24 protein-coding genes are annotated in these 22,797 nt (G+C 39.8%); 14 read left to right on the forward strand and 10 right to left on the reverse strand.

Features of this window, described 5'->3' with window-relative positions:
- Nucleotides 1-57: 57 nt before the first annotated feature.
- The gene (locus AWW68_RS00230) at nt 58-1,104 is read right to left on the reverse strand and encodes a tyrosine-type recombinase/integrase (protein WP_068215375.1); all 1,047 of its coding nucleotides are present in this window, start codon (nt 1,102-1,104) and stop codon (nt 58-60) included.
- A 712-nt stretch (nt 1,105-1,816) separates the two neighbouring features.
- Here AWW68_RS00230 and AWW68_RS00235 point away from each other — a divergent pair.
- Both AWW68_RS00235 and AWW68_RS00240 read left to right on the forward strand, forming a co-directional pair.
- Nucleotides 1,817-2,809 (forward strand): hypothetical protein, encoded by a 993-nt coding sequence (locus AWW68_RS00235; protein ID WP_068215376.1) that lies wholly within the window; start codon nt 1,817-1,819, stop codon nt 2,807-2,809.
- 2 nt (nt 2,810-2,811) lie between these two features.
- Nucleotides 2,812-3,048, forward strand: coding sequence for a hypothetical protein (locus tag AWW68_RS00240; RefSeq protein ID WP_068215378.1), 237 nt, complete (start codon nt 2,812-2,814; stop codon nt 3,046-3,048).
- A 41-nt stretch (nt 3,049-3,089) separates the two neighbouring features.
- On the opposite strand, the gene AWW68_RS00245 is transcribed toward AWW68_RS00240, so the two are convergent.
- The 7 genes from AWW68_RS00245 to AWW68_RS00270 all read right to left on the reverse strand — a co-directional run bounded on the left by AWW68_RS00245 (nt 3,090) and on the right by AWW68_RS00270 (nt 7,261).
- A complete protein-coding gene (locus AWW68_RS00245) occupies nt 3,090-3,560 on the reverse strand; it encodes a JAB domain-containing protein (protein ID WP_068215380.1) in 471 nt (156 codons plus the stop codon).
- On the reverse strand, nt 3,544-3,711 hold the full coding sequence (locus tag AWW68_RS20010) for a hypothetical protein (RefSeq protein WP_157717456.1): 168 nt from the start codon (nt 3,709-3,711) through the stop codon (nt 3,544-3,546). The genes AWW68_RS00245 and AWW68_RS20010 overlap by 17 nt, the downstream gene beginning before the upstream one ends.
- Nucleotides 3,712-3,735: 24 nt before the next feature.
- On the reverse strand, nt 3,736-4,470 hold the full coding sequence (locus AWW68_RS00250) for an N-6 DNA methylase (RefSeq protein WP_068215382.1): 735 nt from the start codon (nt 4,468-4,470) through the stop codon (nt 3,736-3,738).
- 2 nt (nt 4,471-4,472) lie between these two features.
- On the reverse strand, nt 4,473-5,378 hold the full coding sequence (locus AWW68_RS00255; RefSeq protein WP_068215384.1) for an ArdC family protein: 906 nt from the start codon (nt 5,376-5,378) through the stop codon (nt 4,473-4,475).
- 51 nt (nt 5,379-5,429) lie between these two features.
- Nucleotides 5,430-5,870 carry a single-stranded DNA-binding protein gene (locus AWW68_RS00260; protein WP_068215385.1) on the reverse strand — a complete coding sequence of 147 codons (441 nt, stop codon included), beginning with the start codon at nt 5,868-5,870 and terminating at the stop codon, nt 5,430-5,432.
- A gap of 220 nt (nt 5,871-6,090) precedes the next feature.
- Nucleotides 6,091-6,444 (reverse strand): hypothetical protein, encoded by a 354-nt coding sequence (locus AWW68_RS00265; RefSeq protein WP_068215387.1) that lies wholly within the window; start codon nt 6,442-6,444, stop codon nt 6,091-6,093.
- A gap of 247 nt (nt 6,445-6,691) precedes the next feature.
- Entirely contained in the window at nt 6,692-7,261 is a 570-nt protein-coding gene (locus AWW68_RS00270; RefSeq protein ID WP_084375520.1) for a tyrosine-type recombinase/integrase, read from the reverse strand.
- 181 nt (nt 7,262-7,442) lie between these two features.
- Between AWW68_RS00270 and AWW68_RS00275 the strand changes: the two genes are divergently transcribed.
- Together AWW68_RS00275 and AWW68_RS00285 are read left to right on the forward strand one after the other, a co-directional pair.
- Complete coding sequence (locus tag AWW68_RS00275) at nt 7,443-8,237, forward strand: cation diffusion facilitator family transporter (protein WP_068215389.1); 795 nt, start codon at nt 7,443-7,445, stop codon at nt 8,235-8,237.
- Nucleotides 8,238-8,936: 699 nt separating this feature from the next.
- Complete coding sequence (locus tag AWW68_RS00285) at nt 8,937-9,491, forward strand: hypothetical protein (protein ID WP_068215394.1); 555 nt, start codon at nt 8,937-8,939, stop codon at nt 9,489-9,491.
- A gap of 1 nt (nt 9,492) precedes the next feature.
- On the opposite strand, the gene AWW68_RS00290 is transcribed toward AWW68_RS00285, so the two are convergent.
- Entirely contained in the window at nt 9,493-10,458 is a 966-nt protein-coding gene (locus AWW68_RS00290) for a hypothetical protein (RefSeq protein WP_068215396.1), read from the reverse strand.
- 290 nt (nt 10,459-10,748) lie between these two features.
- Between AWW68_RS00290 and AWW68_RS00295 the strand changes: the two genes are divergently transcribed.
- The 3 genes from AWW68_RS00295 (at nt 10,749) to AWW68_RS00305 (ending at nt 11,985) form a co-directional block, all read left to right on the forward strand.
- Entirely contained in the window at nt 10,749-10,973 is a 225-nt protein-coding gene (locus AWW68_RS00295; protein WP_068215397.1) for a type II toxin-antitoxin system ParD family antitoxin, read from the forward strand.
- 3 nt (nt 10,974-10,976) lie between these two features.
- A complete protein-coding gene (locus tag AWW68_RS00300) occupies nt 10,977-11,276 on the forward strand; it encodes a type II toxin-antitoxin system RelE/ParE family toxin (protein WP_068215399.1) in 300 nt (99 codons plus the stop codon).
- A 316-nt stretch (nt 11,277-11,592) separates the two neighbouring features.
- Nucleotides 11,593-11,985, forward strand: coding sequence for a hypothetical protein (locus AWW68_RS00305; protein WP_068215401.1), 393 nt, complete (start codon nt 11,593-11,595; stop codon nt 11,983-11,985).
- Nucleotides 11,986-11,997: 12 nt separating this feature from the next.
- Here AWW68_RS00305 and AWW68_RS00310 read toward each other — a convergent pair whose 3' ends face one another.
- Nucleotides 11,998-12,768: a hypothetical protein gene (locus AWW68_RS00310; protein WP_157717457.1), complete on the reverse strand. Its 771-nt coding sequence runs from the start codon at nt 12,766-12,768 to the stop codon at nt 11,998-12,000.
- 154 nt (nt 12,769-12,922) lie between these two features.
- On the opposite strand from AWW68_RS00310, the gene AWW68_RS00315 reads away from it, so the two are divergent.
- The 7 genes from AWW68_RS00315 to AWW68_RS00345 all read left to right on the forward strand — a co-directional run bounded on the left by AWW68_RS00315 (nt 12,923) and on the right by AWW68_RS00345 (nt 22,795).
- Nucleotides 12,923-13,621 carry a hypothetical protein gene (locus AWW68_RS00315; RefSeq protein ID WP_221405956.1) on the forward strand — a complete coding sequence of 233 codons (699 nt, stop codon included), beginning with the start codon at nt 12,923-12,925 and terminating at the stop codon, nt 13,619-13,621.
- A 345-nt stretch (nt 13,622-13,966) separates the two neighbouring features.
- Nucleotides 13,967-14,521, forward strand: coding sequence for a helix-turn-helix domain-containing protein (locus AWW68_RS00320; RefSeq protein WP_068215405.1), 555 nt, complete (start codon nt 13,967-13,969; stop codon nt 14,519-14,521).
- 95 nt (nt 14,522-14,616) lie between these two features.
- Nucleotides 14,617-16,860, forward strand: a complete 2,244-nt coding sequence (locus AWW68_RS00325) for a heavy metal translocating P-type ATPase (protein ID WP_068215406.1) — start codon at nt 14,617-14,619, stop codon at nt 16,858-16,860.
- 31 nt (nt 16,861-16,891) lie between these two features.
- Nucleotides 16,892-17,107, forward strand: coding sequence for a heavy-metal-associated domain-containing protein (locus tag AWW68_RS00330; protein WP_068215407.1), 216 nt, complete (start codon nt 16,892-16,894; stop codon nt 17,105-17,107).
- A 95-nt stretch (nt 17,108-17,202) separates the two neighbouring features.
- Nucleotides 17,203-17,622 carry an HYC_CC_PP family protein gene (locus AWW68_RS00335; protein WP_273515764.1) on the forward strand — a complete coding sequence of 140 codons (420 nt, stop codon included), beginning with the start codon at nt 17,203-17,205 and terminating at the stop codon, nt 17,620-17,622.
- 113 nt (nt 17,623-17,735) lie between these two features.
- A complete protein-coding gene (locus tag AWW68_RS00340) occupies nt 17,736-21,554 on the forward strand; it encodes an efflux RND transporter permease subunit (protein WP_068215410.1) in 3,819 nt (1,272 codons plus the stop codon).
- Nucleotides 21,551-22,795, forward strand: a complete 1,245-nt coding sequence (locus AWW68_RS00345; RefSeq protein ID WP_068215412.1) for a TolC family protein — start codon at nt 21,551-21,553, stop codon at nt 22,793-22,795. The genes AWW68_RS00340 and AWW68_RS00345 overlap by 4 nt, the downstream gene beginning before the upstream one ends.
- Nucleotides 22,796-22,797: the final 2 nt, after the last annotated feature.

Below are 22,797 nucleotides of genomic sequence, written 5' to 3' on the forward strand. Positions count from 1 at the left end.
AGACTTACAAAGATTTTCAATTTTAAAGTTTCTACCTTGGTACAGTCATGGGTACAGTTAAGCCGCTTTCCCCCATCGTGCTTGCTTGATTATATCTAAATATACTTTGCTCATATGTCCGTAGGTTCTGTCCACCATATCCGGTGTTGAATGCCCCATATTTTCAGCGATAAAGGCAGATGCGATCCCATCTTGTTTAAGAAGTGAGGCATGGGTGTGACGAAGGGTATTAGGAGTGACTTTTCCTTCTAAACGGGCTTCTTTTCTGATGTATTCAAAACTTGTTTTCACGCTCTTTATCGGTTGACCATGAATATGGATAACATACTCGCTCTGTCTATTGGATCTTTCGAGAAAAAATTTGAGTTTGGGCGGAATGGGTACAATAGAATATCCTTTCGTTTGAGATTTCTGAGATGGCCTGAAATCTATAATTCCATTCTTCAAATCTACCTGTGTCCATTTTAAATCCAGAATAGCTCCTGACCTAGCGCCCGTATATAAGGCCAGTAATATGAATAGTGATAAGTGTTTTGCCTTACTCTTTCTGGCTGCGTTTAATAGAAGCGCAAGTTCATTTCTATTTAACCATCGTTCTCTTGCTGGTGCCTTCGGTGGCTTCCAAAGCTTTGGCAGCACCTCGATATAATTGTTGTCATGGGCATAATTTAGTGCAGCATTCAAATGCTCGATTTCAGCCCTAAGCGAGTCATTGGAAATATCCCTATTTCTTTTGCTCTTAAACTGCTGCCTTCTTATCTGAATGTAGTTCTGACACTTCGCTTTATTAATTTCCTGAACCATCAATTTTGCCCAGAAGGGTGTAAGTGTATCGTGATAAGTTAGCCCACGCTGTGGCCTGGCTGTATGTGGAATATGGTTATCAAGATAATAAGCAAGAACTTCTCCGACCCTAATGTCTTTTAGCTTTGTTCTTCCTTGCCTTCTTTGGATAAGGATTTCGATAAGTTCATCCTGAGCCTCTTGCTCGCTTGGGCAGCCGCCAATGATCCAATGTCTTTGTCCGTTAATAAATTCTCTAACTCCCCACCAACCTCGGTCTGTTCTTTTGGCAACATGCGGCCCTTTGTTTCTTTTTGACACGTCTTTCTCCTAACAAAGTCTTCCAGTGATTTTTCAGTGATTCGAATATTGTTCTTTGAGATTTTAATACAGTCAAGCTCTCCGTGATTGACTAGTCTCTTAACAAAGCTCTCATTCGGCCTTCCTCCGTTGAACAGCTTTAACTTTAGCGCAATTTCTTTTGGTGTGTATAACTCTGGTAACATAATGCCTCGCTTGTTTTTGGCGTAGGACTATAATCCTAATTAAGTTTTGTGTCAAGCGTATGTTCCTATTTTGTTCCTTCAGAAATAGTTCACTTTGAGTTCATGACACAGGCTTTAATTCAGGGGTTTGATCTCCTCTGACGTGATGTCTGTAGAAAAATTGATGAATCCGATCTCTTTTCAAGAGGTGCAAAAACGCGTCAATTAACTCATCGAAGTTGCATCATGATTTCATTAAAACTTAAGGAGGTTGGACCTAAAATCTTGAGCCATGTATTCAGTCAATCTTTAATCCAAAAGGAGACTCATCCTGAGTGTTATGAAAATATCATGTGCTATTGTAATCCATAAAAATTGCCATGAAGAATAATTCTCCATGGCAATTTCAACAGGTGGGAAGTTTAAGTTTAGGTGAAGTAGATTTTTGAGTCAATCTCGCTTAGAGAGTATTTGGAGCCACAAATAAGATTTGGTTTAAAAGTCAAAACAGCTATTTTTATCGATTATTTTAAAAAAACACACGGATATTGTCTTCTCAGAAGTGGTATAAAAAAGTAAGGGCTGATGAAATAAGCATTATAGCTGCAATCTTAACCATCATTCAGTCCTTAATTGTATTTGTCACCTTAATGCAAAATGGCAATGAATTTAACGGAAGTGAACTTCCTTTTTATTCAACAGTAATTGCTGTGAATGTGGTAAATCTAGGCCTCATTTTCGCCTTGATGAGACTTATAAAGAGAAATGACAATGCTAGGAGGCTGGGGGAAAACCTTCGAAAAGAGCATAAGTTTGAGTTAAAAATACTTGAAGATGATAATGAGGATTTAAGGGATCAAATTGACTTTATGCAAGCCTCAATTACAGCCTTAACAAAATCAAATAAGGCAATCACTCATGAACTTAAAATTCTGAAAAACAGGATATTAATTGCAATCGCCTCAGATAATACGAGTGACTATCATTCCATTAAAACAGATGTAAAAAGCTTTTTAGTTTTTTACACAGCAAACTTGAAAAATTTCTTTGATAAGCATACTGGCGATGAATGTGCCATTTATATCACAATGTTGACTGATGAGAGTGCGGACCCACAAGATAAATACTGCGAAACATTTTTCAGAGATCCGACTTCATATGTAGAAAGGCAACATATTGATAAAAAACGAAAACGATATTTAGCTAAGGAGTTTTTCCCATTTAAAGAAATTACTTCTAATGAAAATGGTTTAACAAGTTTTCAATGTGAGGACTGTAACGATTTAAAGCATTTTCACGATAGAATACCAGAGTGGGATAAGTTTTTTAAAGCGGTCATATCAACACCTATTCAAAAGCCTGTTAAAGGAAGTGATGGGATGGTTGGAAACAATACAATAGGCTTCCTTACTGTTGATAATATGAAAGGAGGATTATCTGACTTGATTTGTTTAAATTGCCTTAAAGCCTATTCAGATGTATTCTATGATCTATTGAACACCTTATTCTACCTCGAGGAAAAAGTAAAAAAAGGAGCGTAATAATGACTGATGAATTAACGAAAGAGCAAGATGCTCGAAAAGAACTGATTGATAGCCCTGAAATTGGCGTCAATTTTATTGATGGTAAAACGCCATCATTTGCCAACCTTGAGAAGCACAAAAGATTCGTTTCTTTCCTATTTTCTATTACTGGCTCAAGATACTACCAAGGAGAAGAAAAGTTTGAGGAAGAATCGCCTGCACCTTCCAACTTATCTTCAAGTGACCTAGTCCCTTAGTTTCTTTCATTTTTAGAAATCGACGATTACAGTTGTGCGATCTAGATATATCCTTCATTAGCTAGAGAGCAATACCCCTCACTTGAGATGATCAAATGATCTGCAACGGTAATCTCTAGAAGCTTTCCAGCATCATAGAACTTCTTGGTAAGAGATAGGTCTGCGTGGCTGGGCTTTAAATTCCCGGAAGGGTGATTGTGTGAGAGAATGATTGTCGAGCTTCGCCTCTTTAGAGCTGTAGCAAAGACAATTCTCGGATCTATAACTGTTCCCGACATCCCTCCTTTTGAGACGGTTGATATAGACATGAGCCTTAATTGATTATCGAGAAACATCACCTTCGCTTCTTCAACTAGAGATATTTGATCTTGATCCCATGTTGATTTCAATATTCTATAAGCGCACTCCGCACTTTCAATTTTAGGCCTATCAATAGCTCTCGTTTTGTTGCGGTAGACTAAACTCACCTCTTCAAACTGATTTGATACATCTGTTTTATTCTTCTTCGACATTATAAACCTCCCAACTCCCAGTTCCGTCAATTTCAGAAAATGCACTTCCACACATATTTTGAGCTTTCTCTTCTGCCTCTTCTTGCGTTCTGGCTCTTATCCTGACTTGTAAATAAGTACACATCTCAGCTTTGGCGATGAATGTTTTCATATTTATCTCCCTATCGGTTTTAGTTTAAAAAAGTGTGAGTTGGTGTGATGGATTTGATGGAGTGCTGTTAGATCTCGTTTCAAACTCTGCGGTTTTGGCTTTGGGAACCTCTCTCCAAATTTGTGATTGATCTTTTTGGATAGGCTGAATGCCGAGACCATCCATATTGATATTCCAACCGCCAAACCATTCATTGCTGAGCGAATTCATCCAAGCAACCTCACACTTTAATCCGTTGAAGAAAAAATTAAGCGCAGTCATTTGAGCGCAGCTATGTGCGCTATCTACGCCATAAAAGAAATTGCGATGATTAATCTTTGCAGCACTGAGCAACATGCGACCGCTCCCACAGGCAGGGTCATAAACCCTGTTGCCTTCTCCTTTAAGCCCCTCAAGATTGATTTTAGCCATGAAATCGCAGATCGGTTCAGGCGTGAAATACTGACCATTCTGCCCTTTGCTAATATGTTGCATGAAGAACTCGCCAAGGACATCAGAGTAGGGGTTATCTAAAATATTGAGCTGAATAGTACCTAAAGCTTTTCCTAATTCTTCGATTTCATGTTTTTCATAGGGTTTGATTGTTTGTAAATAGAGCTGCTCATTACTCTCATCTTTTTCCTTTAATCGGCTTTGGATATTGGTTTTGTGAAATGAGCAAACACCTATTGTCAAAAGATCGTTGAAGATGCGTGAAAGATCATGCCTGCGACCTAAATGGGTGAGCTGTTTTGTGAGTTCATTGAAGTAATCTCTCATAATCAGGGTTCTCCCCTGACGAGTTGATCAAGAAAATCAACAGCTTTAGCGGCTTGCGCGGAGGCTTTGAAAATGAAGGTTTTGTCATCTTGTAAAGCCTTGAGCCAGCTTTTGATATAGAGCGCATGATTAGGTGGATGATTTTGTGCAATACCATGGTGTGCACAGAGGAAGGCTGCACCAAGTTCAGCTACTAATTCTTCAAAGGCATATTTCTCGCGCTCCTTTTGGTTTTGGGCCAAGTCGCGCTTCAATCTATGCTTTGATCCCGTCCAATGTGTAAGTTCATGGAGTAGGGTTGAATAGTAGTTTTCAGTGGCCGAAGCTTCTTCAGTATCTAGGAAAAGCCTTGTCTCCGGCATTTGTATAAAGTCTTCATCAGGAGCAAAAAATGCTTCATCTCCCCCATGTCGAATATCTGCACCTGTTTTTGAGCAAAATTCTTCAACCAAAGAGATGCGTTCAACTCTATCTTGTTCGGGCACTTTTATAGCATCTTGATTATAATTTTCGACCTGATTGGCATTGAAGACTGTATATAATCTCAGCATTGGTATTTTATGAGTTTCAGTCTCTCCTGAGCTATTTTCCTCAGTCTTGGTGAGTGTCTTATAAAAAACAATGCGTGTTCCTTTTTCACCCTTTTTGATTTTGGCTCCATTATCTTTCCATTGTTTAAAGCTCGCCCAGTGATTTGAGCTGAATTTCTTGGCTTGTTGGTTGAACCAAAGATTGAGGATATTGACCCCTTGATAATGATTTTTTGTTGTTGGGTTTAGTGGTAGACCCTTTGCGGCAAGACTTGCAAATGGGGGCTGGTAGTTGTCTAGATCAACTTGATCAAGAAGATCAATGATCTGGTTGGTCACTTGTTCATGAATATCAATTTTATTCTTCGCATATGTCATGGATTCAACTCCGAAAAAAAAGGGAAGGCGAAAGCCGCCTTCCCTAGAGGTTTAAGGGGAAGGGGCTGAAGTCTGAGTATTTGCCTCAGATTGATCTGATTGTTCTTGTTTGTGTTTTAGAACAACCTTATAGGCAAATGTTGTAACGGCTGTTTGCTTGTAGCCTTCTGGGGTGTCAAAAGATTGGCTTCCATCCTCACCTTTTAAATAAATCCAGTCTCCTTTTTTAAGGTCTTGAGCAATAGAAAATGCATCACTTAGATTGCTTGAAACAAGTGCATTGAAATAATTGGTTGTTGAATGTAATTCACCTTTTGCATCTAAATATTGCTTGTTCGTAGCTAATCTAATACGGACAAATTTCCCATCTGAAATGGTTTCAGCATCCTTGACCAATCGACCTGTTTTCATGGTCACATTGGTATCCGAAAAAAGCTCTTCGGCTGATTTCGTTGGTTGTGCTTGTTTTGCTTCTGTTTGTGGTTTTGACATGTTTATCTCCTTTATGTCAGTTGGTTAAAAATACCCTTTGGTAAAAGGGTTATGGGCTCGCCATAACCCCTGCCATGTGGCGAACAGGGGGTGAACAAAGGGAAGGCCTGAATGAACCGAGGGGGATCACCCACTTTGCACACGCCCGAGTAGGGCACGGAAAAGTGGGGATACGGTTTATTCAGCTCGTGAAAGCCTTACCTGCGTGAGGGGGAACGGCCTAAAGCAAGTCTATCGCTTCTTTGAGCCTGATTGCTCTAGATTGATCAATGCTTGTGGTTGCCATGGACATCATATCTGCCATATTAGGAGTCCGACCATCGCTAATGGCTCCATGTAATACTTTAATGTAATTATCAAGGGCATGATTCCAGTTAACAAAATGCTCGCCAGATAGGTCTTCCAGGCAATCAAAAACGCGCCCAGCATCTGCACTAATTGAGCAAATCATATCTTCATTGGTCAGATCATTTTCCTTTAGGAAAATATTACTGTCTGTTATGTTAATTGCTGAATAGAGCTTTCCAGAAATCCTTGCCACTATTTCACCATAATAAAGTTTTGTATTACTCATCCTTAAAATCCTTTCCACACATGAGTTATATAGTAATACCTTAATAGGAAAATAATCCTAAGGCAGGTATAGTCATGGTATTTATCAAAGGATAAAAAAGTCGTCAAGGAAAAAGTTCATGATATGTTCTTTTTATATACCATAGCAAGAATATTGTCTAAATACTTAATTGAGCCAGAATATTTTAGGGTGACTGAAAAAAGAATAAATTAATTGGATCAAAAACTATAGAAACTCTACTACTGTGCTACCAGACTCTTCTCATTATTTCACGCTCTTCCTCACCTACTATATTTAAGTATATTTCCGTTGTTTCAAGTTTACTATGACCTAACCACTTCTTCACCATAGTGAGTGGAGCAATTGTAACCGCATGTACAGCAAACCCATGGCGTAGACTTTTCGCTGAACAGCGAATTCCATGAATTTGGGCTAAGGTCATGACTTTTTTTATAATTCTAGAGGCAGTTCGAAGGGAAAAAGACCAAAGAGGTTGTCTCGGTTTAAGCTGCATTTTTTGTGCAAAAAAATCAATATCCTCAAGCAAAAAGTCCGGAATAGGTATTTCTCTATAAACACCCCTCCTTCGTTTTTTTAAGCTTTCAATAATGACTGTTCCATTACCTAAATCAACATTCTGGAAAGTAAGGTTGTGAATTTCCGCAATTCGAGCTCCAGTATAGAACAATAATTCACAGAAGAGTTTGACTTCTATAGGTTGATTTTTGGCTTCTGCTAAGAAGCTCAGCCTCTCTATCTGATTCAAATATTTTCGCTGTCCGTTTTTCGTGTACAGCGTCATTGAATGATCTTGCATGGTTCTTACTCCTGCAATATAGTTGTCCGATTATTAGATATTCTCGGACAAAGAATCAAGAAAAAATGAGACCTTTATGAAAAAAAACGTTCGTAATCGAAACGCTAAACAACATATTTTCTTAAATCAATTTCTGGCTAGCTGAATCACAAATCAACCAGCACAGCCTCACAAAAGAAGAATGGAAAAGACAGTTTTTAAGATCGTAAAAATGGATTGCCCTTCTGAGGAAACCCTTATTCGTGCGAATTTGGATGGTATAACCGGAATTGCCCATTTAGAGTTCGACATACAAAATCGCAAGTTAACTGTCTTTCATAAGGGGCAAACTGAGCAAATTGAAAAATCAATACTTGAGCTTAAACTCGGAGGGACCAAAGTATCGACTGAGCCTACAGAAAAAACCCAATTTGAGGTCGACGCTAACCAGAAGAAACTACTTTGGACAGTTTTATGTGTCAACTTTGCTTTCTTCGCTATTGAAGTGACAACTGGATTAATCTCAAAGTCAATGGGCCTTATTGCGGATAGTTTGGATATGCTCGCAGATTCATTCGTATACGGAGTTAGTATTTTTGCAGTTGGAGGAACACTTGCACGGAAAAAAAGAATTGCCAAGCTTGCAGGATACTTTCAAATAGCTTTAGCGGTTCTTGGTTTTATAGAGGTCCTTAGACGATTCTTTGGATCAGGAGAGCTTCCGAACTTCACCACTATGATTATCATTTCCATTTTTGCATTGATTGCGAATGGGGTTTGTTTGTATTTACTTCAACAATCGAAGAACCATGAAGAAGCGCACATGAAGGCATCAATGATTTTCACCTCCAATGACATAATTATCAATTTGGGCGTGATTATAGCTGGGGTTTTAGTGAACTGGTTGAACTCAAACAAACCTGATTTGATTATAGGAATAATTGTATTCGCACTTGTGATACAAGGAGCAAAAAGAATACTGAAACTTGCGAAATGATACTACCTAGACTAGAGCACCTTCTAAAGTTTCATGTACTGGCACACTTTAGAATAGTCCTTTTCAATTCGACCTCCAATCTGCTTATTCCATATGCCCTAAAGCGTTTTTACCCAGAATTACTTATAACTTTGAAAAGTGTCTACCTTTCTCTGCAGCGAGAAAACTTAGAGCATTTCTATAATTCTTCATTCATATTTATGAGCAAGAATTGATGCTAAAAGTGGGCTTAGACATATTTTCATAAAACTTTTACCTCCTTTTATATAAACCTTAGTTCTTCGAGGGAAGCTTATTTCCTAAAAAAATTATTCTGACCTACTATATCTAATTTTCGGACAGATTACCATAAGCCACTGTATACCAACACCTTTCAGACACTTTTAGTCAGAAAAGCAAAGACAGTCAATTACAATTAGATTAATGATTCTGACAAAGTGTGAAGAGATAGGCAGGGTTTACCGCAAAAAGAAAGAAAGCAATTTCTGGGGGCTGGGTTATCGCAATTGTGATTCTTGTAGTTACTGTTCCCCAATGTTCTTGAGAGTTCAGGTGGAGAAAAAGAGAGCCACAAATGTGACTCCCCCATCTCTTAAATAGCACACACAATAATGGTTAAGATTTTAAGGGAATTTAATGATTTCATTGCGCAATGCACCCTTAAATGGTACAAATAGAAGGTTAATAAAGGTATAGACCATGAATACAGCAAAAAAGATAGCAACAGGAGTAGCCGCATTAGGGCTTATATTCTCCCTTAATGCCAATGCACAGAAGGTTTCGAATGACAATCAATTGGCATTCAATACGGCTTCTGGTGCAAAAACTGAGACTGCTGCTAAAAAGTCAAACCTGACTGCACCAGTGGTTAAAGAAGCTGAATCTTCATATGATGCCGCTTCCGCTTCTTTTGAAGGCAATATTGGTCTTATTGTACATCAAGCAAAGAGTGATACGATCAGTGGTCATCGATATGCCAAAGGGCTTGCCAATGCTTTTACTCAAAGTGATAAAACAGGCGGAAACCCGATCTATATTTCATCCTTCTATAAACAGTCGGATGCTAGCCAGACATATGTGAAAATATTTATTGATGGTGAGCAGTGGGATTATAAGGGTCATGATTTATTCACTCCCAATGATGCTTGGAAGCTTATTCCCTTGGTTATGGCCGATTATGTGAAAGAGCATGGGAAGGATAAGATTATCCCAGCAACGGTTGATCCTGTTTTAGTGGCATCCAACGAGCTTTAAATTACCAAGCAGGACCACCCATATTGGGTGCAACCGATGGTACTGATGTTACTTCTAACTCTTCCTTAATTTCAGGTTTATTAGAATCAATTCCTGAAGAAGCAGCATTATAGATTTCACTAATCTTTAAATCTCCGCTTAAATTATTCTGATCGAGAGTATCCAAAGATTTCTCAATTGACTTTGCCCAGTCAGGATCATTTTTATTCATTTCTCTAAATTCACCTAGAGCTTTTCTGAATACTTCGGAATTACCGAGACCGTTAATATCCAAAGCCTGTTCCGCAAGCCGTGATGCTTGTTCGTTAAAGCGATCAGTAGATTGATCCAGCTCTTCTTGAAGATTACTTGCTAACTCATCATTTCCTGCGGCCTGAGCGAGCTCTATTTTAGCCTGTAGCTCAGTCTTCTCGTTATTATAGTCTGCCTGAAGCTGTTCAAACTTCTGTTGGCCATCATTTAACCGATTAAGGATTTGATCATACTCAGAAATGGCATTTTCAACGAATTGCTCATACTCATGTAGGAAAGAGCCATTCTCTTTCATCGCATCAAGTTCATCCATCTCATAGAGCCCTGAAATCAGCATAAACTCAGTCATTTGGTCGACATCTTTATGCTTCATGGCATCTAAATAATTCGTGATCTTATTGGCTTGATCCTTGGCGAGGTCAATATCTTGGTCGATATCATCGAGGAGGGTATCCATCTTGCTTTGAATCTCACGCATTTGATCCAAGTGTCTGCGCGCCTCATCTTCCAGGCGTTGTATCTCGTCAAGGAATAGAAGCATTTCAAATTCCTTGTCTTTTTTCTTTCTACCAGCATCATCCAGAGCATCCTCGCCCATGGCGGTCTCTTGTGTGCTAGTTCCAATGCGCCCATATTTTTTAGCCGCATCAACACCCATTGATTGGGTTTTGATAGCTAAATCGTTATCGAGCTTTCTATAGTCTTGATCTGACACGGTTTTACCCCTTATTGCCCCCTAAATGTCCATTAAGGACACAATAAGAGTATCAAAACAGGGTAAATACGGGTTTAACTTTAGATAAAATTGTATATAGTTTTCAATGGTTTACAAAAGGTTATTAAACCAAGGTATTTGTCTAAAATTTTATCTAATCCTCAGCATGAGTTAGGCATAAGGCAAGGCTCTGATTTTTCTTATGAATCCATTTTCAAGTTTTCAGCCATATCCATATTTGCTAATTTTGGACATATTTAGTATATTGAAGTATAGACAAAGGAGTCATTATGAATGTTAGCCTTACAGACAAACAACAGGAATACATCGCCTCACAAATAGGAACTGGAGACTATCAGAATGCTAGTGAGTTGGTGCGCGATGCTTTGCGCCTGCATCAATTATATCGTGATAAAGTTATTCAAGACCTCAAAATAGAAATTGAAAAAGGCTGGAATGCACCAGATAGCCACCGCTCTATGCAGGATATAATTAAAGCAAAGAGTGGGCACTAGGCAATGAGTTTAAAGCGCTATGTCTTATCAGTTCCTGCTGATCAAGACTTGGAAGATATCTTTGATTATACAAAACAAGAGTTCGGAGAAAAGCAGGCCGTTGAGTATTTGATCGAGTTAGAGGAGTTGTTCATTCAGCTTTTAGCCAATCCTGAATTGGGAAGGGAGCGCAACGAAATCAAGCAAGACCTGCGCAGCATGGTGAAGAATGCCCATGTTGTTTTTTATCACATTATGGATGATCACATAAGAGTTGTCCGTGTACTTCACGGCAGTAGAGATATGCCTAATTTTTTGGAGTAGGGGCGGGAAACAATAGTATGGCTCAAGATACTCATGGCAATCTGATATTGCCTGAAAAATACGAAAGCATCTTAAGCTTAAAATACGTGCTACGAACCTGACAATCAGAAAATTGCCTGATATTCAAGATGATTTACCAGAGAGACTTAACACAAAGCGTTTATTAGAAATATTGTCAGGCAATCAAAGCATCATTCCCAAATCATGGCTTGATTATCTGGAGTCTATCTGTGAAGCAGAACTGATCAAAGTTCCAAACATGGTAAAAGCTAACTGTTCCTATTTTCGTATATTAAAACCGAACACATGAGCAGCAATGAGGGGAAAAAAGATCCACGAATATAAAGGCAAAAAAGTTTGGTATGAGCAAGTAGGGCGACTATGGCATGTTTTGGATAAGGGAGAGGAATATTCTTTTAGGGGAATTGAAAAACTACTCAAAAAGCATCCCGATCTTACTTCAGTTCCAGCCATTCAAGCAGCATTAGATAGAAAGATTGAGCGAAAGAACCGTAAAAAAAATCCGATACCTCTTGAACCCAAAAGAGAGAAATCTGAAATCAAATCAGAAATGCTTGATAACTCAAAAGAAAAGCTGGTTTCTTGTTACTATTGTTCAGGAACGGGTACGGCTTCTTTTGGTGTGAAATGCCCAGACTGTGACGGAAAGGGCAGCTTTATTGTAACGAGCAAGGGCATTGGTGATTAAAAGACCCTTGTCCTATTCACAGGATAGATCATGGCTGATGTTTGATTTCATATACTCCCTACGTGCCTTTGCTCTGATTTGATTAGTTGAATACATCAATCTTTTGATCACGGGGTTTTGATACTTGGTTCCCCAAAACCAGGCAAAATCATTTTCTGTAAATCCTAATAAGTGCGCTACGCGCTTATGGCTCTCGAAATTGTCTAATTCTGTATAATCTTCTACTCCTTCACTATAATATCTAGCAAATAACTCTCTCCCATCTTCTACCTTAGCTGCTTGAGCATAGACTTGAACGCAGCTTTCTGTATTGAAGTCTAAAGCAGAAATGCGCCTCGATTGAACCGATTCTTCTAGTCGTCTATTTTCCGGGTAGCCTTCATCAATTCTGAGAGGCGCAAGTCCCTTCATATGTCCCTCAAGTAACAAACCTGCCTTTAAATAACGATCTGAGTTTTTGAGTGAGTTAAGATGCTCACTCATTTCAGCATGTAAAAGGACGTTCCAATCAGAGTTACCTTTAGTGCTATCAAGGGCAAAGAATGCGACAACTTGCTCGGCTTGTTGTTCATTCAAGTCCTCATGATTATTCCATGCATGAGAAAGGATATTGGAAATGAGAGCAGCTTCAGCATTTTGATCATTTCTGTGGTAGATGCGAAAATGTTCCCTAAACAGCTTTTCTCCTGTTTTAACAACATCTCCTTTATCAATTGCAAGTTGAAGATCAGGGGTGATATCGGAGGGGCTCATTATTGCCACCGGCTTTGCTCCAATAGCCATGAGCTCAGCTTCGTAAGGCGTATGTGGATTACCTATACCGGGCTTTGAAATAGCCTTAAAAATAGGCTTTAATAATGTCTTGTAGGATCTCCAGCTCATCATCGGATATTACCATAATAAATGACGGCTTGTCTAGAACTAGCTCTCGGTAGAATTGAACGCTAAAGAACATATGACCTCTAAATCTCAAGACTATTTGGAAGATATTAAGAGCGAAAGACTTCGAACTGGAAAGGGTGTTGAGTCCATTTTGGAGTATAGTAGCCTTCCTAAGGGACTCAGCAAAACGCGCGTCACTAACATCCTATATGGTTTGATTAAAAACATCAGTCAGGAAGAATATGACTTTATTATGTCTCGATACGCTCTTTTTCCGAATGAGAAAAGGGTTAAACTAACCAAACCAAAAATTGATAAAATCAAACAGCTTATTGCTGATAAGAATATCCCAAAAGCAGAGATATCGAAATCATTCGCCAGGTATGAAGGCTTCAACGTTAGTATTCTCAAAACATGGTTATCAGGGGATATAAAAACAGCCAAGGAAAGCCATTTTAAAGGCGTCATGCAATTCCTTGAGAGCTATGAACCTCCTAAAAAGGTCCGTATCTATGATGACCTTCAATCAGATGATGATTTTGTACCCATTAGCCAAGAATTAAGAGACTTCATTCAATCAGAAATAGACAGAACAGGTCTAGGGCCTCAAAGAGCCTTGAAAGGCAATACAAAAGCTAAAGAGATAGGGCTCACTTCAGGGATCATCTATCGCATCCTCGGCAAGAATGGAAAAGCAAAAACAGCCAAGAAAGAACATATTGAATTATTCAAAGAGCTTTGGAAGAGTAGGTGACGGATATAAATACCAATCAATCACAGCATCCCATTTTCTTTCCTTAGGCCGCTAATTGCTAAGCACAAGTGATAAGGCAAGAGGAAACGGAATAAACAAGAAGGGCTTGTAGGGCAGGCTTTATGCCGTAGTCTCTTGATGTTCAATTGTGCGGGGCTAGCTTTGCCTTAAGGGAGAAGAAATTGGTTGACCTAAAATGAAGCTAGGCATAGAGCCAGTTATTGCACAAAGGTGAGTGCCCTGCATGAAGGCAGACATCAAAACATTTCTTAATTTCGCTTTATAAGCTAATAGATTTTATAATGTAATTAAAATTGACCACTTGAACCTTCGAAAGGACAGCAAATGATTTATATAAAAAACATGGTTTGCCCACGATGTATTGAGATGGTTAAGCATGTGTTTGATCAACTTGATCTGCAATCTAAGCGAATAGAATTGGGTGAGGTGATACTTGATACTGATTTGACTTTATCTAAAAAAGAGGAACTAGCTGAACAGCTAAAAGTCAGAGGCTTTGAGCTTTTAGAAGATCAAAAGTCAAAGCAAATCAGTCAAATCAAGGCCATTATTGTCGAGCAAGTTCATCACAGCGTAAAACCAATTGATACCAACTTCTCAACCTTGATCAGCGACAAGCTGGCTCAGGAATATAGCTCTTTGAGTAAACTTTTTTCATCAGTCGAGGGAGTTACTATTGAGAAATACATCCTCCAACAAAAGGTAGAAAAAGTAAAAGAGCTACTTTTTTACAATGAAATGAGCCTGTCTCAAATAGCCTATCAGTTAGGCTATAGCAGTGTTGCTCATTTATCTGCTCAGTTTAAAAAGGAAACGGGCATGACTCCAAGCCTATTCAAAAAGACACGACCTAACCGCAAATCTATCGACTCTATATAACTAACCAGAATCATGTAAATCTTACCCAAGATTCTGTAAAACTTAGCTCTGGTAGTCTTCCGTTCTTTGTAGTATCCGAAAATGAGGAGGAGAATATGGAGACTACAGATAGAGAAACACATAAAATTAAATCGAGAATAACAAAACAGTCATTTCCAGTAACGGGTATGACCTGTGCTGCTTGTGCGGGTAGTGTAGAATCTATTCTATCGCATACAGAGGGAGTAACGAATGCCAATGTTAATTTTGCTTCTTCTTCTGTACTGGTAGAGTATGATACAGCCTTAGAACCTTCTGATCTGCAAAATGCCTTGCGATCAGTAGGTTATGATTTGATCGTTGATGCCGAAGACCCCTCGGAAGCCCAGGAAACCCTGCAAAAACAACACTACGAAGATGTAAAGCAACGCACGATTTGGTCAGCTATTCTTACACTTCCGGTATTCATACTCGGCATGTTCTACATGGATTGGGTTCCCGGCAGGTGGATTTCAATGGTGCTTAGTATTCCTATTCTGTTCTGGTTTGGCCGAAGCTTTTACATCAATGCCTGGAAGCAAGCCAAACATGGCAAAGCTAATATGGACACATTGGTTGCCCTCAGTACAGGTATCGCTTTTATTTTCAGTGTATTCAATACCCTCTTTCCTGATTTCTGGCATGCAAGAGGAATCCACCCACATGTGTATTACGAAGCAGCTACAGTTATTATCACCTTCATTTCTTTAGGTAAGCTATTAGAAGAAAAAGCCAAGTCCAATACTTCTTCAGCCATTAAGAAATTGATGGGATTACAACCCAAAACACTTAAAGTAATCCAAAATGGCGAGGAAGTGGAAATGCCTATTTCATCTGTTCAAAAAGGATATACCATTGTTGTAAGACCGGGAGAAAAAATACCTGTAGACGGTGAAGTCTCTGAAGGAAATTCTTTTGTGGATGAAAGCATGATTACAGGGGAACCTGTGCCTGTAGAGAAAACGAAAGGTACGGAAGTCTTTGCTGGTACAGTCAATCAAAAAGGAAGCTTCCAATTCTTAGCTAAAAAAGTAGGTGGTGAAACCTTGCTCTCTCAGATCATTAAAATGGTACAAGAAGCTCAGGGAAGCAAAGCCCCGGTGCAGAAACTGGTCGATAAAATTGCAGGGATTTTCGTTCCAATAGTGATCGTAATTGCTATTGTAACTTTCATTACCTGGATGCTAATCGGTGGTGATGATGCTTTTACTCATGCACTGCTTACATCGGTAGCAGTCCTGGTTATCGCCTGTCCCTGTGCTCTCGGTCTGGCAACCCCTACCGCCATTATGGTGGGTATTGGCAAAGGTGCTGAAAACAATATTCTTATCAAGGATGCGGAAAGCTTAGAGCTTGGTCACAAAACAAATGCTATCGTACTGGACAAAACTGGAACGATAACAAAAGGTAAACCGACTGTTACGGACTGGCAATGGGAGAATGATAATGACTATTACAAGCAAGTGCTATTAGCCATAGAATCACAATCTGAACATCCTCTGGCAGATGCCGTAGTAGCCAGATTGAAAGAAAAAGGTTTTAAACCAGAGGATATTACCAGCTTTGAAAGCATTACAGGCATGGGCGCACGAGCTCAGTCACCGGATGGGGAAAAGTTTTATATCGGTAATCAGCGCTTACTGGACAGCAAAGGCATCAATATTTCGGCCTCATTGATAACACAATCCGATCAGTGGAGAAACGAGGGTAAAACCGTCATCCTTTTTGCGAACCAAGCAAAAGCTCTTGCTATACTAGCGATAGCTGACGAACTGAAGCAAAGCTCTGCTGCTGCTATCAAAACGCTGCAAGGTCGAAGCATTGAAGTATACATGCTTACAGGAGACAATGAGCAAACGGCAAAAGCCGTGGCTGACCAGGTGGGTATCGATCACTTTAAGGCCGAAGTAATGCCGTCCGATAAAGCTGATTTCGTAAAGGAATTGCAATCGAAAGGCAAAGTGGTGGCGATGGTGGGTGATGGGATCAACGACTCTCATGCGCTTGCTCAAGCAGATGTAAGTATAGCTATGGGCAAAGGCTCAGATATAGCAATGGATGTGGCTAAGATGACACTCATCACTTCAGACTTACAAGCCATTCCAAAGGCGTTGAAGCTGTCTAGAAGAACCGTTCAGGGCATTAGGCAAAATCTATTCTGGGCATTTATCTATAATGTAATCGGTATTCCAATCGCTGCTGGTGTTTTATATGCCTACAATGGATTCCTGCTCGATCCGATGATTGCCGGAGCTGCAATGGCTTTCAGTTCAGTATCGGTAGTGGCGAATAGTTTGAGACTGAGAGCGGCAAAACTTTAATCAATTTTTAATTCAAATAAATTAGATCAAAATGAATACATTAAAATTCAAATCCAATATCAATTGTACAGGATGCCTATCTAAAGTGACTCCTGTGATGAACGATGAAAAAGCGATTCAGCAATGGGATGTAAACCTGGAGCATGACGACCGTACCTTAACGGTAGAAACCAACGATTTAAGTGCCGAAGAAGTACAAAAAATTGTGGGTAAAGTGGGTTTCAAGGCTCAATTGATAGAAGACTAGCAAATGTGAGTGGAGTGTGGTGAGATACCACTCTCCCTCAATTTTAAAGACTCGCATTGAACTAATTGAAAAAATATTCGTTATTTTGAATATTGATGAAGAGAATTGTCTCCATATGCCTTGCATTTTTATTGCTCTCAAGCAATATGGGCTTTGCTGTAGTGACTCACTATTGTGCCGGCTTGGCTGTAGACTTTAAATTGACTTTACAACAAGGTGAGCTAGACTGTGGTATGTCTGACATGGATCAGAAACCGTGTAAGTCAAAACCTTCCCACACTCAGGAAATAGCAAAGCAAGATTGCTGTGTTAATGAATACCAGTTTCTGGAATTAGAGGAAAACTTTGAGCGATCTGTTGTCAGTGGTATCAATTTAGACTTTGTAGTTGCTTTTGTTCACTCCTTTTTAGGCTGGACGATTTCTTCTAATAACTTTTCTTCTTATAACACAAATTATTCCGCCCCTCCGATAGAACGGGATATTGCTGTGCTCTATCAGGTATTTCGCATTTGATCTTTTGATGATAAGCTAGAACTGGTTGCTTTTACGCAAACCAGAACTAAGAAGGTGTGTCTTTTTTAAGCATACACCAACACTCTGTGTGATTTGTCATCAAAACGAAATACATGTTAAATCGAATAATAAAATTTTTCTTAGAGAATAAACTAGTTACTGTACTCCTTCTATTAGGCCTTATAACCTGGGGTATTGTGACAGCTCCTTTTGGCTGGCAGGTTGGTGCTTTACCCTCTGATCCTGTTCCAGTTGACGCTATCCCTGATATTGGAGAAAATCAGCAGATTGTTTTCACACAATGGCAAGGACGTTCCCCACAGGATATTGAAGATCAAATCTCTTATCCGCTAACAACTTATCTACTGGGTATTCCTGGGGTTAAGTCTATCCGTAGTTCATCCATATTCGGCTTTTCAAGTATCTACATCATCTTCAATGAAGACATTGAATTTTACTGGAGTCGGTCTCGAATTTTGGAAAAACTCAATTCTATTCCATCGGGGTTATTACCGGGTGGTGTTCAACCGACCTTAGGTCCAGATGCCACTGCTCTGGGTCAAGTGTATTGGTATACAATAGAAGGAAGAGATCCTGATGGTAATCCTACTGGTGGCTGGGATTTGCATGAAATTAGAACCGTACAGGATTTCTATGTCAAATATGGTCTCAATGCGACTGAAGGCGTTTCAGAAGTAGCTTCTATTGGTGGCTTCGTACAAGAGTACCAAATAGATGTTAACCCTGACGCCCTAAAAGCCTATAATATTCCCTTACACCGCGTAATGCAGGCTGTCCAAAAATCAAACAAGGATGTTGGTGCAAAGACAATTGAGATCAATCAGGCAGAATACCTGGTGCGTGGATTGGGCTACATTAAGAAGGTTGAGGACATAGAAAAATCAGTAGTCGCGGTCAATGCAAATGTACCAATAAGAATTCAAGACATTGGAAAAGTGTCACTTGGTCCTGCCACCAGAAGAGGCTTGTTGGACAAAGATGGTGCTGAAGTGGTCGGTGGTGTAGTGGTTGCCCGCTATGGAGCTAACCCACTTCAGGTGATCAACAATGTAAAGGATAAGATCAAGGAAATCGCTCCAGGACTACCCAAGAAAACCTTAAGTAATGGAACTGTTAGCCAGTTGACGATTGTACCTTTTTATGATCGCTCGCAGTTGATCTATGAAACACTTGGCACCTTAGAAGAGGCTATCTCCTTGCAAGTACTGATTTCAATACTGGTAGTGGTGATAATGGTTTATAACCTAAGAGCCTCGCTACTTATCGCCAGCATATTGCCTATCACTGTCTTAATGGTCTTTGTTGCCATGCGGTATTTTGGGGTAGATGCCAATATCGTTGCACTCTCAGGGATAGCGATAGCCATTGGTACCATTGTAGATTTAGGGATCATCCTCTCTGAAAACATCATTAAACATATAGAAGAAGCTCCTGATGAGCAGAAGCTTATTAAAACAATATATCAAGGATCGGCTGAGGTATCTAATGCAATTCTTACTGCTGTTTCTACCACCATTGTAAGCTTTGTGCCCGTTTTTACTATGCAAGCGGCAGAAGGCAAACTTTTTGGGCCGTTGGCATTTACTAAGACCTTCGCCTTAGTGGCCGCATTGGTTGTTTCACTTTTGATTTTACCTACATTGGCACACTGGTTTTTTGGTTTTAAGATTAAGAGCAGACGCATAGTCAAACTTGCGAATCTAGGGCTTGTATGTTTAGGTATTGTGGCTTTGTGGCTATCGTCTTGGTGGGCTGGAATTATGCTCATTCTATTTGCCCTCAGCTCCTTTTTCAAAAGTTGGTATGAGAAAGAAGATAGGCCTAAGCAATGGTATTCAGGTATAATAGCTCACCTTGATCTTATCATTGTGGTTTTAGGTGTGGTTTGGCTATTGGCCAAATATTGGCTACCTCTCGGTGCTAGTGAGAGCCTATTGACCAATGTATTGTTTGTTGCCTTGTTGGTTGGGGCAATACTGATCGTATTCAACGCACTAGAACATTACTACCGTCCTATTCTTAAATGGTGTTTGGCCAATAAATGGAAATTCTTAATCATCCCATTTTTTCTAATTCTGTTCGGTATTAATATATGGCTGGGTTTCAATGCGGTTTTTGGTTTTGTGGAGAAAGGCTTTGACAAAGTGGGTGTCGAAATTCAAACCAACAAAGTCTGGTCATCTTTGACTCATGCCTTTCCTGGGATAGGAAAAGAGTTTATGCCCTCACTTGATGAAGGGAGCTTTTTATTAATGCCGACTTCTATGCCGCATTCCGGTGTTGAATATAATCGAAGGGTAGTTGGTCAACTAGATATGCTGCTCACCAACATCCCTGAAGTATCCCTTACAGTCGGTAAACTAGGTAGAGTGGAATCTGCACTCGATCCTGCTCCTATTTCCATGTATGAAAACGTTATCAATTATAAGCCCGAATATGCTACCAATAAAAAAGGTCATCGCCAACGCTTTAAAACTGATAAAGATGGTCATTTTGTTCTTGCTTCAGGTGATAAAATCACTAATGACGAAGCGTTGCTGCAAGGAATAACTTCATCTGATCTTATAGAAGACAACAATGGTGCGTACTTCCGAAACTGGCGGCCTCATGTCCAATCGCCAGACGACATCTGGAATGAGATTATAAAGGTTACCAAAATCCCCGGTGTAACCTCCGCTCCAAAACTTCAGCCTATAGAAACACGGCTGGTCATGCTGCAAACAGGAATGAGAGCACCTATGGGAATCAAAGTGTATGGCCCCGATCTGAAAACCATCCAAGACTTTGGTATTCAACTAGAAGATATATTGAAAAATGTGCCCTCTGTTAAGACAGAAGCCGTTTTTGCGGATCGGATCGTGGGCAAGCCTTATATGCATTTGAACATCAATCGTGATGAGATATCAAGGTATGGCCTTACAATTGAAGATGTACAGCAGACTATCGAAACGGCCGTTGGTGGCATGAAAATCACCACTACCGTGGAAGGTAGAGAGCGCTTTCCTGTTCGGGTACGTTATCCTAGGGAGTTAAGGGATAATCCAAATACTTTATCGAACATTCTCCTTCCCACACCTACAGGCGCACAGATTCCACTCGGACAAGTAGTCGACATAGAATATGTAAGAGGGCCACAAGCCATAAAAAGTGAAGAGACCTTCCTAGTAGGTTATGTACTGTTTGATAAGAGAGAAGGTTATGCGGAGGTAGATGTTGTCAATGACGCTCAAGCCGCTATTAAAGATCAGATAAGTGCTGGAAATCTAAATGTTCCTGCCGGTATTAGTTACAAATTCTCTGGTAGCTATGAAAATCAGGTGAGAGCCGAAAAGCGGTTATCCATCATTGTACCTGTTGTTCTAGGAATAGTTTTTCTGATCCTCTATTTCCAATTCCGATCGGTAAGTACCTCATTGATGATCTTCACTGGAATTGCGATGGCCTTTACAGGCGGCTTCATCATGATCTGGCTCTACGGGCAAGGATGGTTTGCCAATTTCGAGCTATTAGGAGCAAACATGCGTGATCTCTTCCAAATGAAGACAATTAATTTAAGTGTGGCGGTCTGGGTAGGCTTTATCGCCCTTTTTGGAATTGCCACTGATGACGGGGTACTAATGGGCACCTATCTCGACCAAAGCTTTGCCAGAAACAAAACCAAAACAGTACCGCAAATACGTGAGGCAGTTATTGAGGCAGGTTTACGCAGGATCAGACCAGCCGTAATGACTTCTGCCACCACAGTAATTGCCTTGCTCCCGATCCTAACATCTACGGGTAGAGGATCAGATATAATGATACCAATGGCCATACCAGCCTTCGGGGGCATGCTAGTAGCAGCAATCACGTATTTCATTGTCCCTGTGCTATACTGTTTAAGAGAAGAACGAAAACTTAGGAAAGAATCATGAAGAAGATCATATGCTTATCAGGCCTTATCATGCTTTTGAGTTTGCAAGTTCAAGCTCAAACACTAGAGGAATATTTTGTCCAAGCCGCAAAAAATAATCCTAGTCTTCAGGCCAAATACAAATCATTTGAAGCATTGCTGGAAAAAATACCTCAGGTTAACAGTTTACCAGACCCAACACTATCTTTTGGATATTTCATATCTCCGGTTGAAACCCGTGTTGGGCCACAGCGAGCAAGGTTATCATTTAACCAAATGTTTCCGTGGTTTGGGACACTTAAAGCAAGCGGGGACGTTGCTGCATTAAATGCTGATGCACAATATCAGTCGTTTCTTGATGAACGAAACAAGCTTTACTATAAGGTCGCTGCTGCCTTCTACCCTCTATATGAGCTAAACAGATGGCTGGAACTGGAACGAGAAAATGCTGAGATTTTGGAGTCTTATAAAAGGATAGCTACCACAAAATTTAAGAATACTGAAGGCTCATTGGTAGATGCACTTCGTGTCGATTTGATGTTGAAGGATTCGCAAACCAATATTGAAATTTTAGAGGAGAAGAAACTACCACTTCTTAGTCTCTTTAATCAATTGCTCAACAGAGATGAATTTGAACCTGTTGAAACACCAGATTCACTTTTGATTCCTGATGATCCTGAAGTCTATCCAAAAGATTCAGTCTACAAAAACAATCCTGTTATTCAGGAATTAGAGTATAAGATCAATGCTAGTAAAGCCCAAGAAATTCTAGCTGAAAAGCAAGGGCTACCGAAGCTTGGCCTGGGGTTGGACTATATGATCGTTGGTACAAGAGATGATCTAGCCTCTGGCACAAGTATAGCCGATGATGGTCAGGACGCCTTAATGCCGATGGTCTCATTTAGTATCCCTCTTTACAGAGGAAAATACAGAGCTGCAAAGAAAGAAGCGCAATTAAAGCAGCAGGCCTACACACTCCAAAGGGTAAATACCATCAACACCCTTACATCTGGATATGAGATGGGTATTTTTGAATTATCACAACAAAGCCAATTAGTAGCTCTTTACCATGAGCAAATTGATCAAACCAAGCAAGTATTAAACCTTTTGCTCACCGCTTACGGTAATTCAGGTAAAGAATTCGAAGAAGTGCTGCGTGTGCAACAGCAGCTTCTAAAATATCAAAAAATGAAAGCTACAGCACTTATGAAGTATCATATTTCTCTGGCAAAGCTCCAGTACTTAACAGCAAAGAAGTTTTAATC

Source organism: Roseivirga spongicola, assembly GCF_001592965.1.
GTDB lineage: Bacteria > Bacteroidota > Bacteroidia > Cytophagales > Cyclobacteriaceae > Roseivirga > Roseivirga spongicola.

What these genes read in the sequence shown, in the direction of transcription:
- AWW68_RS00240 (WP_068215378.1), top strand. Translation starts at nt 2,812, where the DNA reads ATGACTGATGAATTAACGAAAGAGCAAGATGCTCGAAAAGAACTGATT.
- AWW68_RS00245 (WP_068215380.1), bottom strand. Translation starts at nt 3,560, where the DNA reads ATGTCGAAGAAGAATAAAACAGATGTATCAAATCAGTTTGAAGAGGTG.
- AWW68_RS20010 (WP_157717456.1), bottom strand. Translation starts at nt 3,711, where the DNA reads ATGAAAACATTCATCGCCAAAGCTGAGATGTGTACTTATTTACAAGTC.
- AWW68_RS00250 (WP_068215382.1), bottom strand. Translation starts at nt 4,470, where the DNA reads ATGAGAGATTACTTCAATGAACTCACAAAACAGCTCACCCATTTAGGT.
- AWW68_RS00255 (WP_068215384.1), bottom strand. Translation starts at nt 5,378, where the DNA reads ATGACATATGCGAAGAATAAAATTGATATTCATGAACAAGTGACCAAC.
- AWW68_RS00260 (WP_068215385.1), bottom strand. Translation starts at nt 5,870, where the DNA reads ATGTCAAAACCACAAACAGAAGCAAAACAAGCACAACCAACGAAATCA.
- AWW68_RS00265 (WP_068215387.1), bottom strand. Translation starts at nt 6,444, where the DNA reads ATGAGTAATACAAAACTTTATTATGGTGAAATAGTGGCAAGGATTTCT.
- AWW68_RS00270 (WP_084375520.1), bottom strand. Translation starts at nt 7,261, where the DNA reads ATGCAAGATCATTCAATGACGCTGTACACGAAAAACGGACAGCGAAAA.
- AWW68_RS00275 (WP_068215389.1), top strand. Translation starts at nt 7,443, where the DNA reads ATGGAAAAGACAGTTTTTAAGATCGTAAAAATGGATTGCCCTTCTGAG.
- AWW68_RS00285 (WP_068215394.1), top strand. Translation starts at nt 8,937, where the DNA reads ATGAATACAGCAAAAAAGATAGCAACAGGAGTAGCCGCATTAGGGCTT.
- AWW68_RS00295 (WP_068215397.1), top strand. Translation starts at nt 10,749, where the DNA reads ATGAATGTTAGCCTTACAGACAAACAACAGGAATACATCGCCTCACAA.
- AWW68_RS00300 (WP_068215399.1), top strand. Translation starts at nt 10,977, where the DNA reads ATGAGTTTAAAGCGCTATGTCTTATCAGTTCCTGCTGATCAAGACTTG.
- AWW68_RS00305 (WP_068215401.1), top strand. Translation starts at nt 11,593, where the DNA reads ATGAGGGGAAAAAAGATCCACGAATATAAAGGCAAAAAAGTTTGGTAT.
- AWW68_RS00310 (WP_157717457.1), bottom strand. Translation starts at nt 12,768, where the DNA reads ATGGCTATTGGAGCAAAGCCGGTGGCAATAATGAGCCCCTCCGATATC.
- AWW68_RS00320 (WP_068215405.1), top strand. Translation starts at nt 13,967, where the DNA reads ATGATTTATATAAAAAACATGGTTTGCCCACGATGTATTGAGATGGTT.
- AWW68_RS00325 (WP_068215406.1), top strand. Translation starts at nt 14,617, where the DNA reads ATGGAGACTACAGATAGAGAAACACATAAAATTAAATCGAGAATAACA.
- AWW68_RS00330 (WP_068215407.1), top strand. Translation starts at nt 16,892, where the DNA reads ATGAATACATTAAAATTCAAATCCAATATCAATTGTACAGGATGCCTA.
- AWW68_RS00335 (WP_273515764.1), top strand. Translation starts at nt 17,203, where the DNA reads ATGAAGAGAATTGTCTCCATATGCCTTGCATTTTTATTGCTCTCAAGC.
- AWW68_RS00340 (WP_068215410.1), top strand. Translation starts at nt 17,736, where the DNA reads ATGTTAAATCGAATAATAAAATTTTTCTTAGAGAATAAACTAGTTACT.
- AWW68_RS00345 (WP_068215412.1), top strand. Translation starts at nt 21,551, where the DNA reads ATGAAGAAGATCATATGCTTATCAGGCCTTATCATGCTTTTGAGTTTG.